This window comes from Streptomyces sp. NPDC042002 (genome assembly GCF_055588305.1).
This window is the reverse complement of sequence record NZ_JBVJCT010000067.1, coordinates 1-21,223: the sequence shown is the minus strand read 5'-3', so window position 1 is coordinate 21,223 and position 21,223 is coordinate 1. Positions and strand designations below refer to the sequence as shown.

Genomic DNA, 21,223 nt, shown 5'->3' with positions numbered 1-21,223 from the left:
CAACCTCGCCGTGGTCGCCCTCGACCGACTCGAGACCCTCGTACGTAACCGGCTCAAGCGTCTTCAATACCGACCCGACACCCTCGACGGCTTCATAGCCGGCACCGGCCTGACCCTCGACGACCCAACGTCACCCTAATCAGCCGAAGTCAGTATCCGCGTCATGGTCCGGAAGCCGCGTCGTCGGCCGGGTCGTTCGCCAGCCGGGTGGGGCCAGCGGGGCGTCCATGAGGGCCTGGTAGCGCTGCAGGTCCACAGCCCAGCCGGGGACGACGAGGTACTGGACGGTGCTGGGGGCGATCGCCCTCGCGCCGCCCCGACCGCCCGGTACCGCCACCGGCCGGGACCGCCGCGATCAGGGCGGTTGCCCAATGGCCGGGCGCCGTCATCGAGGAGGGCCGGGACCTGACCTCGATGACGGCATCATGGCCGACGCCGCTTACCGTCTGCCGCTGGCCTGACGGCCCGGCCTCACTTCAGGTGCCGGGCGAAGAACCGAGCCCCGTCCTCCATCTCGGACCGCGGGACCCCGGTGTGCCCGCCGAGGTTGGCGTGCAGGGACTTCTCCTTGGAGCCGAAGGCGTCGAACAGGTCGAGGGCCGCCTGCCGGTCGTTCCCTTCGTCGTCCCACTGCAACAGGACCCGCAGCGGAATGGTGACCTGGCGGGCCTCCTCGAAGACGGCGGCCGGGACGAGACTCCCGGCGAAGAAGCCGGCAACCGCGATGCGCGGCTCGACCACCGCCAGACGGATGCCGATCGAGATCACTCCCCCCTCGAACCCGACCGGGCCGCCGATCTCCGGCAGCGAAAGGAGCGCGTCCAGGGCGGACTGCCATTCCGGGACCGCCTTTTCGACCAGCGGCAGGACGAGGGCGTCGACGATCTCCTCGCCTACCGGCTCCCCGGCCTCCATCGCCCGGCGCAGGTCGGCGCGGGCCTGATCGACGGCCGCCCAACGGGGCCGGTCACCGCTCCCGGGAAGCTCGATGGTGGCCGAGGCGAAGCCGTACTCCGCCGCGTAGTACCGGGCCCGCCCCGCCAGCCGGGGGTACATCCTGCGCAGTCCCAGGGGAGGGTGGCCGATCAGGATCAGCGGCACCGGCGCGGATACGGATGCGGGCGTCCACAGGATGCCGGGAATCTCGCCGAGGGTGAACTCGCGCTCGACGACACCGTCGTCGAGGCGCTGCTCAGAAGTGAAGTGCATGGTCGTGCCTTTCGGGAGTGCTCATGTACGGCGCTCCCGGACGACCTATCGCCCGACCGTGACCCCGGAGGAGAGCACCCATGTCAATACGTTCACGGGTACCACCTCCTCAATCTCTCGCACGGCCACCCGAAAGTTAGCAGTGGTCCCCGTGGTCCGCCAAACGGGTTTTTACGGAGTCTCTGCGTGTGAGCCGGCCGCCGAACGACGGCGCGGAAGCGGGCATCAGGAGATGAGCGCGGGAACGGAAGCCATGCCGGCCTGCGACGGCACCCCCAGCCGCCGCAGGCCGGCACCCGACTCGAGTCGGCCCGCGGTCTAACAGGTCTTGCGCACGTAGCCGCTGCTGCCCGCCGGTTTGACGTCCACGTCGCGCTGGACGATGCTCAGCGTGCCACCCCACCCGCTGCAGGCCTTCGACCTGCCGGAGTTGGTGTACTCGATCACTATCACGTTGTTTCCGAAGGCGCTGGTGTAGTCGCCGCACTCGTCGTACTGGCCGCACTCCTCGGCCACGGCGAAGTCCAGGCCGTTGGCCGTGTGGTTGCCTGCCAGTTCGGGAGTGTTTTTCTGGGCGATGGCCAGGCCGTCCGCGTGGGCGCGGGCCGAGAGCAGCTTGATGAACGCCTGCGCGTTGCCGGCCGTCAGGCGGTTCCCGGAACGGGTGTAGCTGTCGTAGTTGTCGGGCTCGATCGCCTGGAAGCCCTTGGTCTTGCAGCTGTCGATGAGGCTTCCGATCTTGCCGGCGATCCGCTGCCGCTTGCCGTCGGTGCTGATGTCGAGGAAGGCCTCGCCCCAGTCCTCGTCGTAAACGACCTTGCCGGACGAGTCGCGCAGCAGCAGATCGGAGTCCCATTCGCTCTCGGCACCCGGCTGCGCCTGGAAGGCGTTGACGTAGCAGATGTTGTACAGGCCTGCCGCCGGGGAGGCGGTGTTGTCCCGGGTGACGACCTTCACCCCGGCCGGCGGGGTGTAGGCACCGCCGATCTGATAGTCGAAGCCGACGTGTGTGGGCGGCAGGGGCACGGATGCGGCCTGCGCGGAGGCCACCGGGGCGACCAGAGCTCCGACCAGCGCTGCCGCGCCGATGACGGTGCCCGTGAGCTTGCGGGAAGGGGGGCTGAAACGGCTCATGTGGATGAGCTCCCAGGAGGAAGAGGGCACGTCCCCGCCTCGGACGCGCAACGACGTCCTGGCGACTCGGGCCGGGCTCGCGGCACGAGGCCTGCATACCGGCTGGGCGTGTCTCTGAACACGGAGCACGGCTCCGGTCTTGTCCGGGAGTAAAGCGACTGCCCGTAAAGATGTCAACGCTGGAACTCCTCGCCGACGAATTCCCGCGTTTCGTCGCTCGCGGCGGCCCAACCGAAAACCTTGCCCGTCGCCGCCCGCGAAGCCGTCGTGACCGGCATGGCGGCCACCATGTCCCTGCGTTCGGGCGGCAAACCGGTCGAGGTCGCCGCCCTCGCCCCGCACCTGAAAGACCAGCCCCTGTCCCGTTCAGAGCCACAGCGTCGTCGTGACCGAGTTCGGCCACAGCATCGACACCGGCAAGAAGTGCAAAGGCGCAACCACGCGGTCGGCAGGCTCAGCGCGGGCGCCAGGTTCGCACTTCCAGATGGAGGATGTTGGCGTCGGGGCGGATGCGTCCGGTCTCGACGAGCCATTGGTGAACGGCTGCGGTGACGTCTCCGCCTGCCGCGTCGGCCCGGCGGGCGAAGTCAGCTGCGTCATGGCCGCCGGTCTGGGCGGAGCCGTAGGAACGTTCCTCTGTGTGGTCGGCGCGTTGAGTGACGTCTCGGCGGATGCCGGGTGAGTCGGTACGGCTGCCGGAGGGGTGCGGGTAGCCGGATAAATCCCTTTCGGCAGCAGCCTTCGCCGAGATGCGGGGCATCGCCCAGCAGGCTGAGTACTTGGGCGAGGTGCCTTTCCCCGGCTGGTCGGCCTGGACGTCCATGGCTGAGACCAGGCGGCGCATTGACGCGGACGACTACTCCGCGATGTTCTGGCCGTTCTGGTGGAGGCTGCCCCCGTGCTGCGGCCGGCTGCATTGACGGGTCCGGACGCGCCATCGAATCGATCTTCCGGTTCTACGTGACCAAGAGAAGTGACACACCAAGACCGAAGCGGAGGGCTACCGCACCGCCGCAGGGGGCGGCACCGGCACCATCGTGGACGCCCGCGGTCGGGCCACCGAGCGCCGCGAGTATGGCGGTCCGGCCCTCACCGGCAGCGACTGCGCGAGCGCTCAGTACGAGTACACCCTCGGCGGTCAGCTCAAGAAAGATGACCGGACCGGACGCCGACCGGGCCGTGGCGCGGGTGCGCCACGTCTGGAGCGGGCCGGGCGTCCACGCCCCCTTGCTGTCGCGGGTGGCAACCGGCCAGGCGATGTCGTACGACGTGACACCCGCCGTCCTGCCCGCCCAGTTGATCGGGATCACCGCACCGGCGGAGGTGTCACCGGCCGGCGTGGGAGCGGTGACGAACGCGGCGGGAGCGGTCGCCGCCAGGCCGTCACGCCGCTGCGACCGACCTGCTCCGCGGGCACGTCTCGCCGGCTCACGCTCTCGCGCAGCACGTACACGATGCCTCGCAGTGCGGCCCGGTCGTCCGCAGGCAACCGTCCGGGACACCGATGCCTCCTGGGCGGACGAGGAGGCCACAGTCGGGCGCGCCACGCGTTTCCGCAGGTCATCCGGCACGAGGTCGACGGAAGCACCGAATCCGGCCGACACGACACCCAACTGCTGAGCCCCACACCATCAGGCGATCATAGAACGACTCAAGAACACATGAAACCGCCCTCTGATGACAGAGCCACGGAGATCCGTCCCTCCAAAACGAGGTCCGTTGCACAGCCTTGACTGCATTGGTCCGGTCCAATAGCGTCGCCCCGCACAGAACTCCACACGGCTCAACACCCGCCAGCCGTCAACTGCGTTGATGGTGCGTCCACTGGTCAAGGGATGGAAGTCCGGCCACCCGCTGTGGGCCTGCCTGTCCACGGCAGCCCAGGTGCCGGTCCTCGCCCTGTTCGTCGTCATCCAGATCCGCAAGTGCGCGTGCACTGCTCACTGTTGGTGGAGATCACCAGGGCGGCGTAGCGGACAAACACGATCACGCCTTTTCTTCGGAGGTCAGACCGATGCAATTATCCTCTGCGAGACCACGGCGCCGCGGATGGAAGAGAGCCCTGACTCTGATTCCCGTCGCCGTCATGACGATGGCGGCCACCGTCACCGGGACGCTGAACGCCGAAGCGGCAGTGCCCCCGACACCCTCGGGCTTCACGCTCACTTGGAGCGACGACTTCAACGGTGCGTCCGGCACCGGCATCGACCAGAGCCTGTGGAAGTACGACACCGGGCCGGGCAGCAATTTCGGCACCGGTGAGATCGAGACCATGACCAACAGCACCTCGAACGTCTCTTACGACGGCCAGGGGCATCTGGTGCTCCAGGCGCTGCACTCCGGTTCCGACCCGCGGGGCGGATGGACCTCCGGGCGCGTGGAGACCCAGTCGGCGTCCTTCGGTGCCCCGGCCGGCGGAGTCGTACGTATCGAGTCCGTCCTCCAGCAGCCCAACGTCACCACCGCCAACGGCGCGGGCTACTGGCCGGCGTTCTGGATGCTCGGCGCGCCGCTGCGCGACGGTGTGACCTGGCCGAAGTCCGGCGAGATCGACATCATGGAGGACATCAACGGCCGCAGTTCCGATTTCAGCACCCTCCACTGCGGCGTGAACCCGGGCGGGCCGTGCAACGAGTCGACCGGCATCGGCTCGGGTGAACGTGCCTGTGCCGGCTGCCAGACCGGCTTCCACGACTACGCGGCGGAGATCGACCGCTCGGTGTCGCCGGAGCAGATCAGGTTCTACCTCGACGGAAACAACTTCTTCACCGTCAACGCCAACCAGGTGGACGCGACGACCTGGTCCGACGCGGTCGACCACCCCTTCTTCATCATCTACGACCTGGCGATCGGCGGCGGCTTCCCGGACGCCTTCGGTGGCGGCCCGAACGCGTCGACGGTCTCCGGCGGCAAGCTGGTCGTCGACTCGGTGGCCGTCTACAACAAGGGGCCTGGCTCCGGGGGTGGCGGCGGCGGTTCGTCGACCGGGCAGGCGATCACCGGGCCGGGCGGCAAGTGTGTCGATGTGGCGGGTGACGACACGGGCGGCGACGGCACCGCGGTGCAACTGTGGGACTGCCAGTCGGCGGCCAAGGACCAGCACTGGACCTGGAGCGGCCAGACCCTCCAGACTCTCGGCAAATGCCTGGACATCGCCGGTGGCAACAGCGCCGCGGGTACGAAGTTGCAGCTCGCCACGTGCAACAGCGGTGGCTACCAGGCATGGGTGCGGCAGAGCGACGGCTCGCTACGGAACCCTGCCAGCGGCCGGTGCATCGACTCGCCGTCGGGCGCCACCGCCAACGGCACACGCCTCCAGATCTGGGACTGCAACAGCTCCGGTGCCCAGAACTTCGCCATCGGTACCCCGATCTACGGACCGGGCGGCAAGTGCGTGGACGTGGCGGGTGACGACACCGGTGGTGACGGCACGGCGGTCCAGTTGTGGGACTGCCAGCAGGCGACCTCGCTCGACCAGAAGTGGACGTGGAGCGGCCAGACCCTGCGCACGCTGGGCAAATGCCTGGACATCACCGGCGGTGTCAACGCGGCCGGCACACCGCTCCAGCTGGCCAACTGCAACGGCGGTGCCTACCAGAACTGGGTCGCCAACGCCGATGGCTCGATGTCCAACCCGGCCACCGGCCGGTGCATCGACTCGCCGTCGGGCGCCACCGCCAACGGCACACGCCTCCAGATCTGGGACTGCAACAGCTCCGGCGCCCAGAAATTCACCCTGGCATGAGAGGGAGGAGGCTCACGGCCCCCGGCCGAAGCCTCCTCCTTGCCCGTCCCGGACAGGTCCTCTTCGCAGCCTGCCTGTTCTGCCACACGGCAATCCCCGGCGTGAGCGGATCGCCGGTATCCCGCACACGAGTGGCTCCAGACCCTGCGTGAACTGAGGCCGGGCACATCGAAGGGCAGCACCTCAGCCGGTGAGGCCCTTCGATGTATCGCCGGTGAGCACTGGCGCAGGATAAGAGTCGCGAGCCCGTCGGGAGTCGACCCCACCACCGTCGGGGATTGGCCCCACCACACTTTCCGACGGATCACTCGGCGGTGTGGAGGGCTCGGTTCCCTCTCCGTGCGGCGGATGCGAGACGGCGCTCTCCGTCCCGAAGGTGGGGAGGACGCCGCGTCCCGCATCGGCCGCGTGCCGCCGCACGGCGAGGCTCACCATGTCGTCTGCCGCACCGTGCGGCGTGCTGCGATCCGGCCGGGACAGGCCCGGGCAGTCGCTCTAGCCGGCCCGGCAGCTCAGGACCGGCGTACCGGCGCCACCCGGCGTCGCTCCGAACCCGAAACCGGTCGAGGCGCCGACCGCGATGGTGCCGTTGTGGTCGGCGTTGTTCGCGGTCACCGTACTGCCCACCTGGCTGTAGGACGCGTTCCACATCCCGGAGATGGTCTGGCTGCCCGGCCACTCCCACGTGACCTGCCACGACTTGGTCGTCGAGGAGCCCGTATTGGTGACCGTGATGTCGGCGTTGAAGCCACTGCCCCAGTCGCTGCTCACCTTGTAGGTTGCGCTGCATCCGCTGGAGCCGCCCCCGGTGCCGGCGGTCGTCGCGGTGACCGACGCGGACGCCGCAGAGGTGTTGCCGGCCGCGTCGCGAGCCCGCACGGTGTAGTCGTAGCGGGTCCCTGCGGTGAGGCCGGTGTCGGTGAAGGACGTGCCGGTGGCCTCACCGGCCTTGGCGGTGCCACGGTAGACGTCGTAGCCCGTCACCGCGGTGTCGTCGGCGGAGGCTTTCCAGGACAGCGACACACTCGACGCGGTGGTAGCGGTCACGGCCAGTCCGGTCGGTGTCGAGGGCGCCGTCGTATCTCCGCCTCCCCCGCCTCCGGTGAAGCCCGGGGCCTTGATGGACGCCAAGTAACCGTCCTTCACGGTGTCCACGGTCTGCCAGTCGTCCTTGAGGATGCCTCCCGTGTCGCCGGAGTTCGGATTCCACGACCAGAAGGTCCAGTTGAAGCTGTCGGCCCCGTATGTGTTCGTGGGGCGCAGGTAGTCGACGAGCGCCGCGAGCCACTTCTGGTCGACCGTCGACTGCAGGGTGGTGCCGAACTCGCCGAGCCAGACGGGGGCGATGTTCTGTTTGAAGATGTAGCCCCAGTTCTTGTCCCAGACGGCCGGCATGTTCGCCGGGAACGACGGGTCGCTGAACCACGGTTGCTGCGCGACGCTGGTGGCGTAGTCGTGGGCCGAGTAGACCAGGCGGTTGGCGACGCTCAGCCGCACCGGCGCGTTGGCGACCCCGGCGAGATTGCCGCCCCACCAGTCGCTCTGACCGTTCACCGTCTGGACGCCCTCGACGAAGATCAGCAGGCTGGGGTTGACGGACAGGACCGCGTTGCCGGCCCGTTCCGCCGCGAGCCGCCAGTCGGTGCTCGTGTCGCCGCATCCCCAGCAGGCGGGATCGTGCGGCTCGTTGTGCAGGTCGATGCCGATCACGGCGGTGTTGCCCTGGTAGCGCGCCGCCAGGGCCTTGAGGTCGGCGATCCAGGTCGCCTCGGGGACGGCGGAGGTGTACCAGAGCGCCGACTGGGCCGAGGAGTCGGGCCGATGACGGTCGAGTACGACCTTGAGACCGATCGAGCCCGCGTAGCCGACGATCTTGTCCATCACCTGGAGCGAGTTGAGGCCTTGCAGGTCGGAGTTCAGGCCGTTGGCGTAGGTGATGCCGTTGGGCTGGGTGCCCTTGAAGATGTCGTCGCTGTAGGGCAGGCGGATGGTGTTGTAGCCCAGGGTCTTCATCTGGTCGATCATCGACTTGTAGTCGCGCGACCAGAGGCCGTGCGCAACGTAGTTGGACGTCTCGAACCCGAACCAGTTGATGCCCGCCATGCGCACCGGCTGGTTCTGCGCGTCGAGGATCCGGCGCCCCTCGGTGTGCCAGTATCCGGCGCCGGAGGCGGCTGCCGCAGGCGACGGGGACGAGGGGGCGGCGGCCGCCTGCGCGGGCACCGCCACCGTGAACGGAACGAGAGCCGCGAGGGCCGTGGTGAGGAGCGCGACCAGGGTGCGCCGGACGCGAAACGAGGGTGGGTGACGCATGGTGGGGGTCCTCTCCGGGTGGGAGCGCTCCCATTCTTGGGCGCGCGTTTCCGGGCGGGCAGGCGGATGGGCGTCCGGCATGACGGCTCCCGCGGACCGGCAGGAGTGTCCCGCTCCCGACGGCCGGCTCGTCGAAGCCGGACTGCGCACATGGAAGCCACTAAGCGTGTTCGCGTCAATACCTCACGCGGCGATCGTGTCCCTCCGCGGACTTGTCGACCATGGGCACACGCGCCATTCAGGCCACACCCGTTCCACTCCGGCCATGAAGGGCATGCCCCCGCATTCCGAACTCTCCGCCGGACGCTTCCCGGGCCCCCACGCCTTCGCGCCCGCAGCGATCCGGCGCGCACACGGGTCGCCCGCGAGCGAGTCACGCTACGAGGCCACCGAGTGACGGATCGTCAACAATCCATCTTTTGCACGGGTGTTGACATCCACAGGCCGAACGCCGCACCTTGGGAGCGCTCCCACATCACCCCCATGTCCCCGCCGTCACCTCAGTGACCGGGCACCGTCCATGCGTGGCGCCGGAAACGCCGGCCCCCGTCCGGACGGCGCCGCGGCGCGCTCATGTTCGGCGGCCCTCCAGCTCCGGCTTGCGCGACGCACGCGGTCGCACCTTCGTCATGCCTGAACGCAACGCCCGTCCGGCGGAGTTCCGTCCGGTCTGCCCGAGCCGCAGCACACCGGGGGGCCGCCGGCGACCCCGCACGCCGACCGTACCCGCCTGCTCTCCCCAGGAGATGGCCGATGCCTTCCCGTAGACCCGACTCCACCGTGCGCCGAAGCGGACCGAAGCGGACCGCCGCTCTGGCCGTCGGTGCCCTCCTCGGAGCCCTGTCCGTCACCGCCCTTCCGACCACCGCGACCGCGGCCGCCAAACTCGACAATCCCTACGTCGGCGCGAAGGCCTACGTGAATCCCGACTGGTCGGCCAAGGCCGCGGCCGAGCCGGGCGGTTCGGCCATCTCCGACCAGCCCACCTTCGTCTGGCTGGACCGGATGGCCGCGATCCAGGGCACCGCCGACGCCCGTGGTCTGAAGGCGCACCTCGACGCGGCCAAGGCGCAGGGCGCCAACCTCGTCCAGTTGGTCATCTACGACCTGCCGGGGCGGGACTGCGCGGCCCTCGCCTCCAACGGCGAACTCGGTCCCGACGACCTGGCCACCTACCAGAGTGATTACATCGACCCGATCGCGGCGATCCTCGCCGACCCGGCCTACGCGAGCCTGCGGATCGTCAACCTCATCGAGCCGGACTCGCTGCCCAACCTCGTGACCAACGCGGGCGGCACCGCCGGCTCCACGACCCAGTGCGCCACCATGAAGGCGAACGGCAACTACGAGAAGGGCGTCGGTTACGCCCTCCACAAGCTCGGCGCTCTGCCCAACGCCTACAACTACATCGACGCCGGCCACCACGGCTGGCTCGGCTGGGACAGCAACCTCACCCCGGCGGCACAGGAGTTCAAGAAGGCCGCCACCACCAACGGCGCCACCGTGAACGATGTGACGGGCTTCATCGTGAACACCGCGAACTACTCCGCCACCAAAGAGCCGTACGTGAAGGTGACGGACACGGTGAACGGCCAGACGGTGCGCCAGTCGAAGTGGATCGACTGGAACCAGTACGACGACGAGAGCTCGTACGCGCAGGGCCTGCGCACCGCGCTCGTAGCGCAGGGCTTCGACGCCGGCATCGGCATGCTCATCGACACCTCGCGCAACGGCTGGGGCGGTTCGGCCCGGCCGGCCGGTCCCGGCCCGACGACCAGCGTCGACGCCTATGTGGACGGCGGTCGCATCGACCGGCGCATCCACGCCGGAAACTGGTGCAACCAGAGCGGGGCAGGTCTCGGCGAGCGCCCAACGACCGCACCCGACACCGGAATCGACGCCTACGTGTGGGCCAAGCCGCCGGGCGAGTCCGACGGGGCCAGCCAGGCCGTCGACAACGACGAGGGCAAGGGCTTCGACCAGATGTGCGACCCCACGTACACCGGGAACGCGCGTAACGGGAACAACCTCACCGGAGCACTGCCCAACTCCCCGCTCGCCGGGCACTGGTTCTCCGCCCAGTTCCGTCAACTGCTCGCCAACGCCAACCCGCCGGTGAGCGGATCGGGTGGCGGCGGCGGTGACACGCAGGCCCCCACCGTTCCCGCCGCCCTCACGGTCAGCTCGACGACGAGCAACAGCGTCTCCCTGAGCTGGGGCGCGTCCACGGACAACACCGCGGTCACGGGATACGACGTCTACCGCGACGGCACCAAGATCGGCAGCGCCACCGTCACGTCCTACACCGACAGCGGGCTTGCCGCCTCCACCACGTACAAGTACACCGTCAAGGCCAAGGACGCGGCCGGCAACGTCTCGGCCTCGTCCGCGGAGGTGTCCGCCACCACCAAGGCATCGGGCGGGGGAGGAGGCTCGTCGGGTCTCAAGGCGCAGTACAAGAACAACGATTCCTCCACCGGTGACAACCAGGTCAAGCCCGGTCTCAAGCTGGTCAACGGAGGTTCCGGCGCGGTCGACCTGTCCAAGGTGACCATTCGCTACTGGTTCACCGGGGAGTCCTCCTCTGCCGGCTACCAGACCTTCTGCGACTGGGCGCAGCTCGGCTGCTCCACGGTGAAGACTTCGGTGAGCGCCGTTTCCCCGAGCCGCACGGGCGCGGACCACTACCTGGAGGTGGGCTTCAACTCCGGTTCGCTGGCGGCTGGAGCGGACAGCGGCGATCTGCAGCTGCGCATGGCCAAGTCGGACTGGTCGAACTTCGACGAGTCGGACGACTACAGCCGGGGCGCCAACACCTCCTACACGGACGCGGCGAAGGTGACCGTATACGTGTCGGGCACCCTCGTCTGGGGCACCGAGCCGTAGAGCGGGCGGAACGGACAGGGGGCCGGGGCGGTCACGCTCCGGCCCTCACGCCGTCCGCGCAGGACGCCACCGCCCATCCGTCCTGGCACAGTGCGGCGGCTGTCGCGGACGACCAGGTGTGTGGCGAGTTGGAGGCGTTCGCGGCGGAGGTGTTCGAGCCGTTCGCGCGTAGGACCAGCGTCGGTGGGGGCAGGTCTGTCTGCGGGGACTGCTGACCGACGGCAAGCGTAAGTCGGTGGAGCCGATGGCCGCCCGGCTGGGTGAGGACGGGAACCGGCAGGCACTGGCCAACTTCATCACCACCAGCCCCTGGGACACTACTAGCGCGGACCCAGAGCCGGAAAAGGCCGGTCAAGGGTGACCGGAGGTCATCGCCGCAGGCGACGCCGAAGGCGCCCTTGACGGGACAGGCCGGCTCTCATCTTGACCAGGCGGGCGGCCCCGCAGAATGCACACGCCCGCGTCGCTCAGTCCTCGGCTGCTGCTTCGAGCCGCTGGGTCGGTCCCGCAAAGGCCAGGTACAAGGACCGAGAGCTGAGGAGCCAACGGCCTTCGACCTTGCAGAACGAGTCCTCGTAGTGGCCGACCTGCGTCGGGGCACGCGGGGGCACGAAACCACCGGTATATCCGTCGACACGGTAGGTCGTGAAGTATGTGGTCGCGGTGGCTGTTGCCTCGGATGTGACGGTGACCAGGATGTTCGTGCATATCCGGCGCGAGAGCCGGTCCGCAGGCCGACCAGTGAAATACGACCGAAGTGCATCACGGCCCTGAATCCGACGGTCACCTTCCGCCCACTCCCAAAACCCGACATCCGTAAACAGATCGGCCACGTCGCCCGGGTCACCGAGGTCGAGCTTGTGGACGAACTCGACGATGAGGCGTTCACAAGCACGCTCGGCAAGCAGACGGTCTGTGGGATCCAGCGCTTCAGTAGCCATCCCCATGTCGTATCAGGATGATCAAGGATACCGCGACAGCTTTTTTGCGCCCTACACATCCGCAAGCGACCGTGCCGAAGGCAACGGTCACCGCCTCGGCATCCACGTCGTCGATCCCGTCGAACACCAGCGAGTCCCAGAATGCTGCATCGGCCTGCATAACCAGCACCGTCACCGACCACAGCCGACCGCGGCGGAGACAAAGAGATACCTGACGAAGCGTCATCCCCGCTTGTCGGGCGGTAGGCGTACGCGGTCTCACGGGAGCTCGCCTCGCGCGATCGAACATCGGGGTGACGCTCCGCGAACACTCCCCAAGATCTGTGCCAGAACCAGCAACGGTTCCGCATCAAGTTAGAGAGAGCCTGCGACGCGCGCACCGCGGGCCTGCGGTGGTGACGGGACGGTCCTGTGGCCAGGTTGTCAACTTTGGCGTGTAATGGAAGGTGGGGAACGCGCGCCGAAGCGCAACGGCCGCAAGACACTCCGAGGCGATCGCAGCCGGAGGACTTCTCGTGAAGTACCACACCCGAGCATTCATCGCAGCCACCGGAACAGCACTCTTCCTGTCCGCGGCCACCGTGGCGCACGCCGATGGCAGCAGCCACGGTTCGGCAGGCAGCGTACAGGCAGCGCGATCGGCGGTGAGCGCCTCGTCCTCCGCGACGGTGTCCACCAAGTCCGGTCCGCTCGGCAAGATCCTGGTCAACAGCAAGGGGCACACCCTCTACCTCTTCAAGTCCGACAAGACCAACAAATCCACCTGCAACGGAGACTGCGCCAAGGCCTGGCCACCGCTGAAGGCGCACGGGAAGCCGACCGCCGGGGGCGGCGTCAACAGCAAGCTGCTGTCGACCATCACGCGCAGTGACGGCTCGAAGCAGGTCACGTACAAGGGGCACCCGCTCTACACGTTCGCCGACGACACCAAGGCCGGACAGACCAACGGACAGGGGCTCGACGCGTTCGGCGCCAAGTGGTACGTGCTGGGCACCGACGGCAAGGAGATCACCAAGACCTCGTCATCGTCACAGAGCGGCGGCTACTGACCGGTCCGCCTGGCGCCGTCCGAACCGGACACACTCTCGGCGCATGGTTCCCGTTGAGCTGCCACAGCGCGGCGGTGTACCAAAGGAGCGCGGTCGAGCAACACACGCACGGAACACGGTGGCCGCGTGGAGTGATCAGGACTGAGCCCGAGCCATGGATCAGGGGCACTGGCAGCTGCTCGCGCCCTGTCGGGCGAGACCGGTTCAACGTTCGATTCGATGGCTATGCATGGGAGTCCGAGAGGCGCGCCGAGCCGGTGCTGGTGGGGTATCCGCCGACGTCACGCCGGTACGACGACAGCGAGCGAGCCGAGGGGAAGCATCGCACCCAAGCCGTCCTCGCTCTCGCGCGCCGCCCGTGTCAACGCGTGGCGGTCGCTGAAGAGGTCATAGCGCACTCGTACCCCGACGATGCACGACTCCCGAGGGCCGGAACTCGCCCGGTCTCAGGCCCTCAGTTGTTCTTGTGTTTGCCCGCTGCCCGCCAGCGCACGGGACACGACCGGACCCGTCCTTCGCAACCGCGGCCGTTTCGCCCAACGGGTCGCGCGAGAAGGTACCGGATAGGTACCATGCTGGTATGCCATCACTGAATGTGACCTTCACCGAGGAAGAAATGGAAGCCGTGCGCGCGTCTGCCGCGGCCGAGGGCAAGAGCCTCAAGCAGTACATGCACGACCTCGGCGTCCGCGAGATGCAGCGCAAGCGGTTCGTGGTCGGCGCCGCCTCGTGGGCGGACAGGCTGCGCGAGGAGTTCGACGAGGCGTTCCCGGACGAGATTCCTCCGTCGCAGCGCGGCGAGGGAGCCAGTGCCGCCTGATGACCCTGTACATCGATGTCCCCTGGCTCCTGGACGTCCAGGACGCCGCCCTCGGCGATGACGACGTGACGGTCACCGACTACTCGGCCCTCGTAGCGGCCGTCGCGCGCCACAAGACGCGCATGCCGACCCTCGCCACGTCCGACCCCGACTCCGCGTGGCGAGCGGCCGCACTCCTGCACACCATCGTGCGCCTCGAACCACTCCCCCACCGCAACAGCCTCTTCGCCGCCTTCATCACCGGCCAGTACATGGACCAGTCCGGGGAAGGAATCGACCCTCCCTACGGGGCTCTGTCCGACCTGATCAGAAAAGTCCGCGAGACCCGGCTGAGCATCTACGACGTCGCCGACGTCCTCCGCACCTGGCAGATCTGACACCCCCCGCGGCTGGACTGCTGCGGCGGTCGCCGGCGCTCGCAGCCGGGCCGCGGTGCCAGAGCCGTACCGTCCTCGTCTCGTGCCGGGCATGCACCATAGAGCCTCTACGCAAGGGGCTGTGACGGGCTGTCAGCCGGACCATCACCCTTCCGCCCGCCGGGCTTGTCCGCTTCACCCAGGACGGCACCGACGCGGAACTGCGCCGGGAACTCGGTGGCGACCAAGTGGCGCGGATGCTGCGGGAGGGCCGAGCGGATCCTGCCCCGGAGCCGACCGCCCGGACCGCTGACCCGCGACCGGCATTCCGTCACCTGACAAGCCTCATTTCGTCGGTAGCTCACCTGAGGCACCGGGCGCAGCCACCGCAGACACCGCAGACACCGGGCAGCGTGGACGGCCGGGCTGCGCACCGCCGAGCAGCCGCTCACTGACCGGCGGGCGCCCGCCCCGTGACGGCGGCGGGCGTCGTACGGGGTCGGCGCCAGCCTGGACGCACGGCTGCTGTCCGGAGCGGTCACGCCAGTGCGGCACCCCGTAGGAGCGCGCGGGCTACCGGCCGGTGTCTGCGTACTGGGAGTTGCAGTAGTCGATGCTGTCAATGACCACGCACGCAGTGAAGAGGGTGATCGGATTGCTCTGGATGTCGGTGGTGTCGCTGCAGTTGAGCCGCTGCAGGGCGCGGAGGGCCCGGCGGCGGGCGGCCGGGGTGGCAGAGATGTCCATCGCGTCCAGGCCGTCCAGTACCGGCAGGATGCGGTCCTGCTCGACCAGGGCCGCCGCGTCGACGGCGGTGAGACCGTGGTCGCCGAAGTTCTGGTGGACCTGGTCCGTCCGCCAGTCCGTCAGGGGGAGGTCGACGTCCCAGCCAGCCAGAGAGAAGCGGATCGGAACAGGGGCTGCCTCGGTCCGGTCAGGGTGGGTCAGCAGGCCGAGGAGAAGGTCCAGGACGAGCAGGGTCTTGCCGGCGCCCGGTTCCACGTAATCACGAGGCGAGGCGGGTGAAGTCCCTGGTTGTGCCGACGATGTCGGTGAGGCAGCCCCGTGGGAAGCCGCGCCGGTGGCGCTATTGACTGGTTCGGCGCGGTGGGTGAGGGTCAGGTCGATGCGGTGAGCGCCGGGCCGATCAACTGGGCGCGTTGCCGGTTTTTGCCGCGGCCACCGCGTTGACCAGCGTGCCGGCCGTTGCCACGGTCTCGCGACGGTCGTCGCGGCAGGCAGCCCGGGCCAGGTAAGCGGCTGGCATCGTGGGGGCCATGGCGACCAGCGTCGTGGACAGCGGCGCCCACTTCTCCGGCGGGTCGGTCTACTTCAGTGACGTGGAGTTCTCGGGCAGTCAGGTCGACTTCAACGGCGCGCAGTTCTCCCGGGGAACTGTCGACTTTCGCGAGGCGCAGTTCTCCGGCGGAACGGTCGACTTCAGCAGCGCGAACGGTGTGGTCCCGGACGGCCTGAATCCGGGTCACGGGGTGTCTTTGCCGTCGGGGCTGAGCCTGCCGTCTGCCTGGTATCCGGCAGGAGCGTGACGCGGTCTCCCACCCCCGGCATCCTCCAGACCGATCACGAAGGCCGCCGGCCTCGCCCGGGCACCGACACGGCACAGGACGCACAGGCAGTGGCAGCACGGTCGGGACGCCGCGAAGAGCGCTGAAGCCATGCGGTGTCAGAGCGGGCTGAGCGGCCGTACGGGGTGGGCGGCTGGTTCGGCACGGTGGTCGATGAGGTGCTGGCCCTCAAGCCGCATCTGCGGGTGGTGCCGGCCGGCACCACCGCCACCTCGCCGCGATCACCCACCATCACGCCGTGGACCGCGACCACCGCCCCGCCTGCGACCTCCAGCGCCCCGAACCCTTTCGCGCTGGCGCTGCAAGCCGCCAAGAACAGCCTCGACCCGCACCACACCCCCAACCCGAGTGTCCTGCCCGGCTTCAGGCCGGCACGGGGAAAGCGAGCGCCCCGACGCCTGGTCAGGCAGAGGCGAAAGCCTCCTCGGGGACATCGTCGAGGACGAACCCGTTGTCGAGCCGGACGCGGACCGTGACGCGGAGCACCCGTCGCTGGTAGGCGACCCACTGCTCTTCCAGGACCCCCACCTGCTCCTCCAGTTGCTTTCTGCTCGCCGACGGCATCTGGTGGCCGAAGTCGTCAAGGAGCGACTTGAGGCGCAGGTACTCACGGACCTCGTGACTCTGCTGCCGGTCGTGCTCGTCCACACGCTCGACAGTGCCCTCGATGCCTGCTGCCAGGGCCAGAGAGCCTGCGAAGGCACCTGTCTCCTCCGGGGGTTCCCCGGCTGGGGTCAACGACCCGGCCAACCGGAGGTCCGCCGCCAGCCGCACCCGTTGGCCCACGTTCAGCGTCATCGATCCTTCGTCTTCCTCGTCGGTCACCGGTGATCCGGTAGACATGGCGTCGCCAGGCCTACCGGAGAGGACAGAATCATGCCACCCTCACCGCCGGTCCCCACACGATCGAAGCCCTCGCCGACCCTCGCTTGCACAACAGCCGCACGACGGGCGAACAGGAGCCCGAAGACGCTCTGTTGGACGGTGGCGAGAACGGCTTGGAGAACGTCGACGGTGAAGTGGAGCAGGTGGCTGCGCGGGCGGCGGGGGTGCTGCGGTTTCAGCAAGGAGCGTGACCCGGCCGCGCCGATGCAACTCGTACAGCTGCGCCATCGACCTCGAAGGCGCGTACTGGCGGCGCGGTGTCGAGGCCGCTCCACGCTGGTTCCGTGAGACGGGCAGCAGTGAGCTGTGGGTGCCGTTCACGTACGTAACGCCGGAGGGCTGGTCGTCCTCCGGGGTCGAATCCGCTGGGGGTGGGTAGCGGATCAGCATGCGCTCTCCTGTGTCGTCACTGACTTCGTGTCCCGCGAAGCTGCGCGAGCACGCCCGGCAACCCGGTCGGCAGCCTGCACGCCCCCTCGCGAACCCCGGCAGGCAGGGGGCGAACTCGGGTGGGCCGGCAGAGCCCCCCGCGCGTCGCCCCCTGCTGCTCAGCGGTCGGCCCCTGCGGCTTTCTCGCCGTGCCTGTCGACGACGGCGCACTCCAGCACGGCGGTGCTGCCCATCAGCGTGTCGGACGTGATGCCCTTCTGCTTGTCGTGGGTGATGAAGCCGCGCGCGCCGAGGAACGCGAGGCTGCGCTTGTCGAAGATCCATTCGTCACGCGTGGCGGAGGAGGCGTCCTCGCGTGTGATGGCGATCCCGTGCCGGCCGGCCACGTCGACGGCGTCCGGGATCTCCTTGACGCCCGGTATCTTCGCGGCCGCCCTGTACAGCGCGGCGGTGTTCTGCGGCGGCATGAGCGTCTGACTCAGCAGGTCGCCGATCAGGGAGAAGATGGCCTGCTCCCTGGACTCTCCGTCAAACACGCGGACATCGCGGCGCAGCAGGGTGAGCAGGGTGTCGGGGTTTGTCGGCAGCGAGGACAGCCACGTGTACGTGGGGTGGTCGATGCCCGCGGGGACGGCATCTGTGGACTCGATGGGGATCGTCTCACCGGGCATCACGGCATCCTTGCCCGACTCGCGCATCCAGCCCGTGGTCTTGAGGGGCCTGGGGTCCTGCGAGGTCCACGTCTCCACCGTATGCGGGGCTCCGAGTTTCACGGGCCCTTCGAACTTTCCCTTGTTCGACACGGTCAGGCTCCTGACGTACACGAACTGGTCGTCCCTGACCGGCGTGACGTCACTGGCCATGGCGGCGACGGCGATCCGGTGGAGGGTGACGGAGGCGCTCTGGGCGCGTGCGCTGCCGGTGGCAGCCCGGTCCGCCGGCGCGGAGCCGTGGCCGGTGCCGGTGAGGGTGACGGCCAGCGCTCCGGCCAGCGCCATCGAGGCGAGGGGCACCAGTACGGCGGGACGCGTCCGCCGGCGGCGCGGTGCCGGGGCGGTGGCGGTGGCGGTGGCGGTGGCGGTGGCGGTGGCGGTGGCGGTGGCGGGAGCGCGGCCGAGGTCTTGGTCGATCTGCTGCATCAGGACGTCCTTGTAGTGGCGGTGTCGTCCCGGCCGGAGGTCCCATTCAGCCGGCGCGGACAGCAGCTCCAGCGCGTCCTCGGTACGTCGACCGTCGGCGTTCATCGGGTCTCCTCCTTCAGGAACAGGGCCGCGAACGCGGCCTCACTCTCCATCTCTCCGCGGGGACCGGGGAGTTCCGTCTTTCTGCTCCCCGGCCCGGAGCTGAGCCGGGCGAGCCGGGCCCGGGCGCGCGACAGCCTCGACCGCACGGTGCCGACGGGGACGCCGAGCGTCTCCGCCGCCTGGCGGTAGTCGAGCCCGGCCGACACACACAGCGCGAACACCTCGCGCTCCTGGCGGCGCAACCGGCCCAGCGCCTGGTGGACCAGAGCGAGCCGGCGTGCGTCGTCGATCCGCCCTGCCGCCTCCTCCGCGAAGTCCTCCACGGGACGCGGCTGCGGGCTCCGCGCGAGGAAGGCGAGCCGCCGACGCAGACTCCGGTTGGCGTTGCGCGCCTTGTGCGTGGCGATACCGAGCAGCCAGGGACCCAACGATCCGCCCTCCGGCTCGACCCGCTCCCGGCCGCGCCAGGCGGCAAGGAACGTCTCGGACATGACCTCCTCGGCCTGTGACCAGTTACCGGTCAGCCGCAGGGCATGGTTGTAGACCGCCCGCGCATACTGGTCGTAGAGCTCGGCGAACGCCGCCCGGTCCCCCGCCCGTATACGCGCACGCATGGACTCCGCTGGTTCTTTATGACTCACACTCGGTACTCTCCATGCCCCGCCCGAAGTTCCAGTGGCGCGCGTCACACCCCGGATGTGATGGACGCCCGCAACGAACAGGGCCGCTGCGCTCAGCCGTCCTTACATGCCACCCTGCCGTAGATGCCGATCGGCACGGTGCCCAGTGCCCGGGGCTCGTCCGGGCACCATCCGGAGGACTCCCGTCGGGTCGTCGATCACTATCGCGCGCAGCGGGTCCCGGCACGCTGCCAACACGGCGGCACGGGTACTCCTCCCCCGCGACGGCTACCGGGCCACCACCATCCGCGCGGTGGCAGAGCGCGCCGGTGTCTCTCCCGAGACCGTCTACAAGGCGTTCGGCGGCAAGCCGGGACTGCTCAAGGCACTGTGGGACGTCACCCTGGCCGGGGACGACGAACCCCTGGCCATGGCCGAGCGGCCTCAGCTCCAAGCAGTCTGGGAGACCCGCGACGCGCACACCAAGATGCATCTCTACGCCGCGTTCGTCCCTGGCGTCCATGAACGGCTGGCCGCCCTGCTCACCCAGGCCGGTCCCGAAGTAGCTCAGGTCCCAGCCTGCGGCGCCTGGCTGGCCAGCCCTTCTTCAGCAGTTTCAGCAGCAGCTCCTGACCGCACGACCCCGATTCAGGGATCCAAGCCAGGCACCGACCAGGAGTGGGCGCTGAGTGTGCTCCTGTACCTTGACGAAGCCCTCGGCGCGACGCATGCCGCCGGGTTCCTGGGACCGGACGTGCTCCGGAGCCGCTGGGCCAGCCACCGGAGCACGCCCTCTGAAAGGCTGAGGCAGCGCACCGGTGAGGTGGGCGCCGTCGCCGGCGAGTACGCGCGGCATGCTGTCCCTGCCGAGCGCCCCTGATCTGAGGGCACTCGGTCGGGCAGAACCGCTCGCTCATCAACAAGTGCCGCTCTCCGGGCGTGAGCCTGTACGTGGTGAGGCAGGATCCTCGTCATGACGAGGACTGATCTTGAATTGCTGACTGGGCTGGAGACGCTGAGGTCGGCAGCGCAGTCTGCACGACCCGGGACGGTGGCGGTATGGGCGGACATCTGGGCAGTGGCGGTACGGGGGCTTGAGGCGGCGCTGGACGCAGATGTTCAGGCGTTTGCCGCCGGCGGTGTGGAGCTCTCCCAGCTCCCGGCAGCTGATCAGTTCGTCGGTACGGCGAGGGCACAGGCTTCGGTGCTCGCCGACCTGGCCAGTCTGGCGACAGAGGAGGCGGTCGAGGGACCGTGGGGTGTCCGCGTTCCCACGGTGGCAGGGGCTCCCGGATACGGGGAGGGTTCCGGGGACGGACAGCTCCACTGCGTGTTCCATCTCTTCCAGGCCGCTGAAGCCGTCCTTACCGACGATCACGGCGCTCCGGACGCCCGGGGGGACCTTGTCGCTGACAGCACCAACTACCTGGAGCTTGCTCGCCACTACCTCGAACTGATGGCAGCCAAGCCTGCGTGAGCGGCGAATTCCTCGTTCAGGTAGCCGCATGGGCGGGGCATCAACTGCCGTACCTCATAGGCAGGATGAGCGCACGCCGCTCACGCCGAAGACTCAGCCGCGACTGCGGAACGAGGACTGCACGCACACGGCCGCGACGCCCGCGGACGTGGGGAACCAGGGCGCTCTCAATACGAGCAACTGTCATGGGTCGTGGAGTACGGGCGGGTGATTTCACCCCCGCCGTTCCGTGTCCCGCCTCCGGTTCGGATCCGAGGCAGACCCGGCCTCACACGCTGAAGGAGTTCGCCAGTCCTGTCTGCCGCAACAGTGTTGGTGGAGAAGCAGGGAACGAAGCAGACCGACCATGCGGCGGTTCGGTGCCGACCGAGGAGGCGCGCCGGTGCGTCCCGCGGGCCTGACCACCAGCAAGGTCCAGGCACACCTGGCCGACGTCTACGGAACCGAGGTGAGCCACCCACGCCGAAGCCCTGCCGGATGACCTGGCGCCGGCCCTCGCGGACGCCTATCTGGCCTTGAAGGCCGCGGGCCGCCTGTAAACGAAGAACGGAAAAGGCCCCGACCCGAC

Annotated in this window: 21 protein-coding genes and 2 pseudogenes; 11 read left to right on the top strand and 12 right to left on the bottom strand. The window is 68.8% G+C overall.

From position 1 onward, the window contains the following. Positions 1 to 139 (top strand): annotated as a pseudogene (locus tag ACZ6KY_RS41380) (IS630 family transposase); the annotation flags it as partial. A gap of 332 nt (positions 140 to 471) precedes the next feature. On the opposite strand, the gene ACZ6KY_RS41375 reads toward ACZ6KY_RS41380, so the two are convergent. From ACZ6KY_RS41375 to ACZ6KY_RS41360, 4 genes are all read right to left on the bottom strand, one after another. After that, entirely contained in the window at positions 472 to 1,209 is a 738-nt protein-coding gene (locus tag ACZ6KY_RS41375) for an alpha/beta hydrolase (protein ID WP_469315415.1), read from the bottom strand. A gap of 318 nt (positions 1,210 to 1,527) precedes the next feature. Beyond that, on the bottom strand, positions 1,528 to 2,343 hold the full coding sequence (locus tag ACZ6KY_RS41370) for an endo alpha-1,4 polygalactosaminidase (RefSeq protein ID WP_469315414.1): 816 nt from the start codon (positions 2,341 to 2,343) through the stop codon (positions 1,528 to 1,530). A gap of 454 nt (positions 2,344 to 2,797) precedes the next feature. Next, positions 2,798 to 3,166, bottom strand: coding sequence for a hypothetical protein (locus ACZ6KY_RS41365; protein ID WP_469315413.1), 369 nt, complete (start codon positions 3,164 to 3,166; stop codon positions 2,798 to 2,800). 133 nt (positions 3,167 to 3,299) lie between these two features. After that, positions 3,300 to 3,653, bottom strand: coding sequence for a hypothetical protein (locus ACZ6KY_RS41360; protein WP_469315412.1), 354 nt, complete (start codon positions 3,651 to 3,653; stop codon positions 3,300 to 3,302). Between the two features lie 776 nt (positions 3,654 to 4,429). Here ACZ6KY_RS41360 and ACZ6KY_RS41355 point away from each other — a divergent pair. Beyond that, on the top strand, positions 4,430 to 6,088 hold the full coding sequence (locus tag ACZ6KY_RS41355; protein ID WP_469315411.1) for a ricin-type beta-trefoil lectin domain protein: 1,659 nt from the start codon (positions 4,430 to 4,432) through the stop codon (positions 6,086 to 6,088). Positions 6,089 to 6,583: 495 nt separating this feature from the next. On the opposite strand, the gene ACZ6KY_RS41350 is transcribed toward ACZ6KY_RS41355, so the two are convergent. Beyond that, positions 6,584 to 8,401, bottom strand: a complete 1,818-nt coding sequence (locus tag ACZ6KY_RS41350) for a cellulase family glycosylhydrolase (RefSeq protein ID WP_469315410.1) — start codon at positions 8,399 to 8,401, stop codon at positions 6,584 to 6,586. Between the two features lie 753 nt (positions 8,402 to 9,154). Here ACZ6KY_RS41350 and ACZ6KY_RS41345 point away from each other — a divergent pair. Beyond that, positions 9,155 to 11,287, top strand: a complete 2,133-nt coding sequence (locus ACZ6KY_RS41345; protein ID WP_469315409.1) for a glycoside hydrolase family 6 protein — start codon at positions 9,155 to 9,157, stop codon at positions 11,285 to 11,287. 149 nt (positions 11,288 to 11,436) lie between these two features. Beyond that, positions 11,437 to 11,603: pseudogene (locus ACZ6KY_RS41340) on the top strand (transposase); the annotation flags it as partial. Positions 11,604 to 11,754: 151 nt separating this feature from the next. Here ACZ6KY_RS41340 and ACZ6KY_RS41335 read toward each other — a convergent pair. Further along, complete coding sequence (locus ACZ6KY_RS41335; protein ID WP_469315408.1) at positions 11,755 to 12,228, bottom strand: nuclear transport factor 2 family protein; 474 nt, start codon at positions 12,226 to 12,228, stop codon at positions 11,755 to 11,757. Continuing rightward, positions 12,218 to 12,403 (bottom strand): hypothetical protein, encoded by a 186-nt coding sequence (locus tag ACZ6KY_RS41330; RefSeq protein WP_469315407.1) that lies wholly within the window; start codon positions 12,401 to 12,403, stop codon positions 12,218 to 12,220. The genes ACZ6KY_RS41335 and ACZ6KY_RS41330 overlap by 11 nt, the downstream gene beginning before the upstream one ends. Before the next feature lie 340 nt (positions 12,404 to 12,743). Between ACZ6KY_RS41330 and ACZ6KY_RS41325 the strand changes: the two genes are divergently transcribed. From ACZ6KY_RS41325 to ACZ6KY_RS41315, 3 genes are all read left to right on the top strand, one after another. Further along, positions 12,744 to 13,277, top strand: a complete 534-nt coding sequence (locus ACZ6KY_RS41325; RefSeq protein WP_469315406.1) for a COG4315 family predicted lipoprotein — start codon at positions 12,744 to 12,746, stop codon at positions 13,275 to 13,277. A gap of 580 nt (positions 13,278 to 13,857) precedes the next feature. Then, positions 13,858 to 14,097, top strand: a complete 240-nt coding sequence (locus ACZ6KY_RS41320) for a hypothetical protein (protein ID WP_469315405.1) — start codon at positions 13,858 to 13,860, stop codon at positions 14,095 to 14,097. Continuing rightward, on the top strand, positions 14,097 to 14,474 hold the full coding sequence (locus ACZ6KY_RS41315; RefSeq protein ID WP_469315404.1) for a toxin Doc: 378 nt from the start codon (positions 14,097 to 14,099) through the stop codon (positions 14,472 to 14,474). The genes ACZ6KY_RS41320 and ACZ6KY_RS41315 overlap by 1 nt, the downstream gene beginning before the upstream one ends. A gap of 552 nt (positions 14,475 to 15,026) precedes the next feature. Here ACZ6KY_RS41315 and ACZ6KY_RS41310 read toward each other — a convergent pair. Both ACZ6KY_RS41310 and ACZ6KY_RS41305 read right to left on the bottom strand, forming a co-directional pair. Continuing rightward, the gene (locus ACZ6KY_RS41310; protein ID WP_469315403.1) at positions 15,027 to 15,455 is read right to left on the bottom strand and encodes a hypothetical protein; all 429 of its coding nucleotides are present in this window, start codon (positions 15,453 to 15,455) and stop codon (positions 15,027 to 15,029) included. 145 nt (positions 15,456 to 15,600) lie between these two features. Beyond that, complete coding sequence (locus ACZ6KY_RS41305) at positions 15,601 to 15,732, bottom strand: hypothetical protein (protein ID WP_469315402.1); 132 nt, start codon at positions 15,730 to 15,732, stop codon at positions 15,601 to 15,603. Between ACZ6KY_RS41305 and ACZ6KY_RS41300 the strand changes: the two genes are divergently transcribed. Further along, on the top strand, positions 15,731 to 16,000 hold the full coding sequence (locus ACZ6KY_RS41300; protein WP_469315401.1) for a pentapeptide repeat-containing protein: 270 nt from the start codon (positions 15,731 to 15,733) through the stop codon (positions 15,998 to 16,000). The two genes, ACZ6KY_RS41305 and ACZ6KY_RS41300, sit on opposite strands and share 2 nt — an antisense overlap. A 441-nt stretch (positions 16,001 to 16,441) precedes the next feature. Here ACZ6KY_RS41300 and ACZ6KY_RS41295 read toward each other — a convergent pair whose 3' ends face one another. After that, the gene (locus ACZ6KY_RS41295) at positions 16,442 to 16,864 is read right to left on the bottom strand and encodes a hypothetical protein (protein ID WP_469315400.1); all 423 of its coding nucleotides are present in this window, start codon (positions 16,862 to 16,864) and stop codon (positions 16,442 to 16,444) included. Between the two features lie 247 nt (positions 16,865 to 17,111). Here ACZ6KY_RS41295 and ACZ6KY_RS41290 point away from each other — a divergent pair, with 247 nt between their 5' ends. Further along, a complete protein-coding gene (locus tag ACZ6KY_RS41290) occupies positions 17,112 to 17,303 on the top strand; it encodes a hypothetical protein (protein WP_469315399.1) in 192 nt (63 codons plus the stop codon). 169 nt (positions 17,304 to 17,472) lie between these two features. Here the strand turns inward: ACZ6KY_RS41290 and ACZ6KY_RS41285 are convergent, their stop codons facing one another. Together ACZ6KY_RS41285 and ACZ6KY_RS41280 are read right to left on the bottom strand one after the other, a co-directional pair. Continuing rightward, positions 17,473 to 18,558, bottom strand: a complete 1,086-nt coding sequence (locus tag ACZ6KY_RS41285) for a CU044_5270 family protein (protein ID WP_469315398.1) — start codon at positions 18,556 to 18,558, stop codon at positions 17,473 to 17,475. Further along, the gene (locus ACZ6KY_RS41280; RefSeq protein WP_469315397.1) at positions 18,555 to 19,172 is read right to left on the bottom strand and encodes an RNA polymerase sigma factor; all 618 of its coding nucleotides are present in this window, start codon (positions 19,170 to 19,172) and stop codon (positions 18,555 to 18,557) included. The genes ACZ6KY_RS41285 and ACZ6KY_RS41280 overlap by 4 nt, the downstream gene beginning before the upstream one ends. A gap of 133 nt (positions 19,173 to 19,305) precedes the next feature. Here ACZ6KY_RS41280 and ACZ6KY_RS41275 point away from each other — a divergent pair, with 133 nt between their 5' ends. Both ACZ6KY_RS41275 and ACZ6KY_RS41270 read left to right on the top strand, forming a co-directional pair. Beyond that, complete coding sequence (locus ACZ6KY_RS41275; protein WP_469315396.1) at positions 19,306 to 20,058, top strand: TetR/AcrR family transcriptional regulator; 753 nt, start codon at positions 19,306 to 19,308, stop codon at positions 20,056 to 20,058. A gap of 93 nt (positions 20,059 to 20,151) precedes the next feature. Then, the gene (locus tag ACZ6KY_RS41270; RefSeq protein WP_469315395.1) at positions 20,152 to 20,655 is read left to right on the top strand and encodes a hypothetical protein; all 504 of its coding nucleotides are present in this window, start codon (positions 20,152 to 20,154) and stop codon (positions 20,653 to 20,655) included. Positions 20,656 to 21,223: the final 568 nt, after the last annotated feature.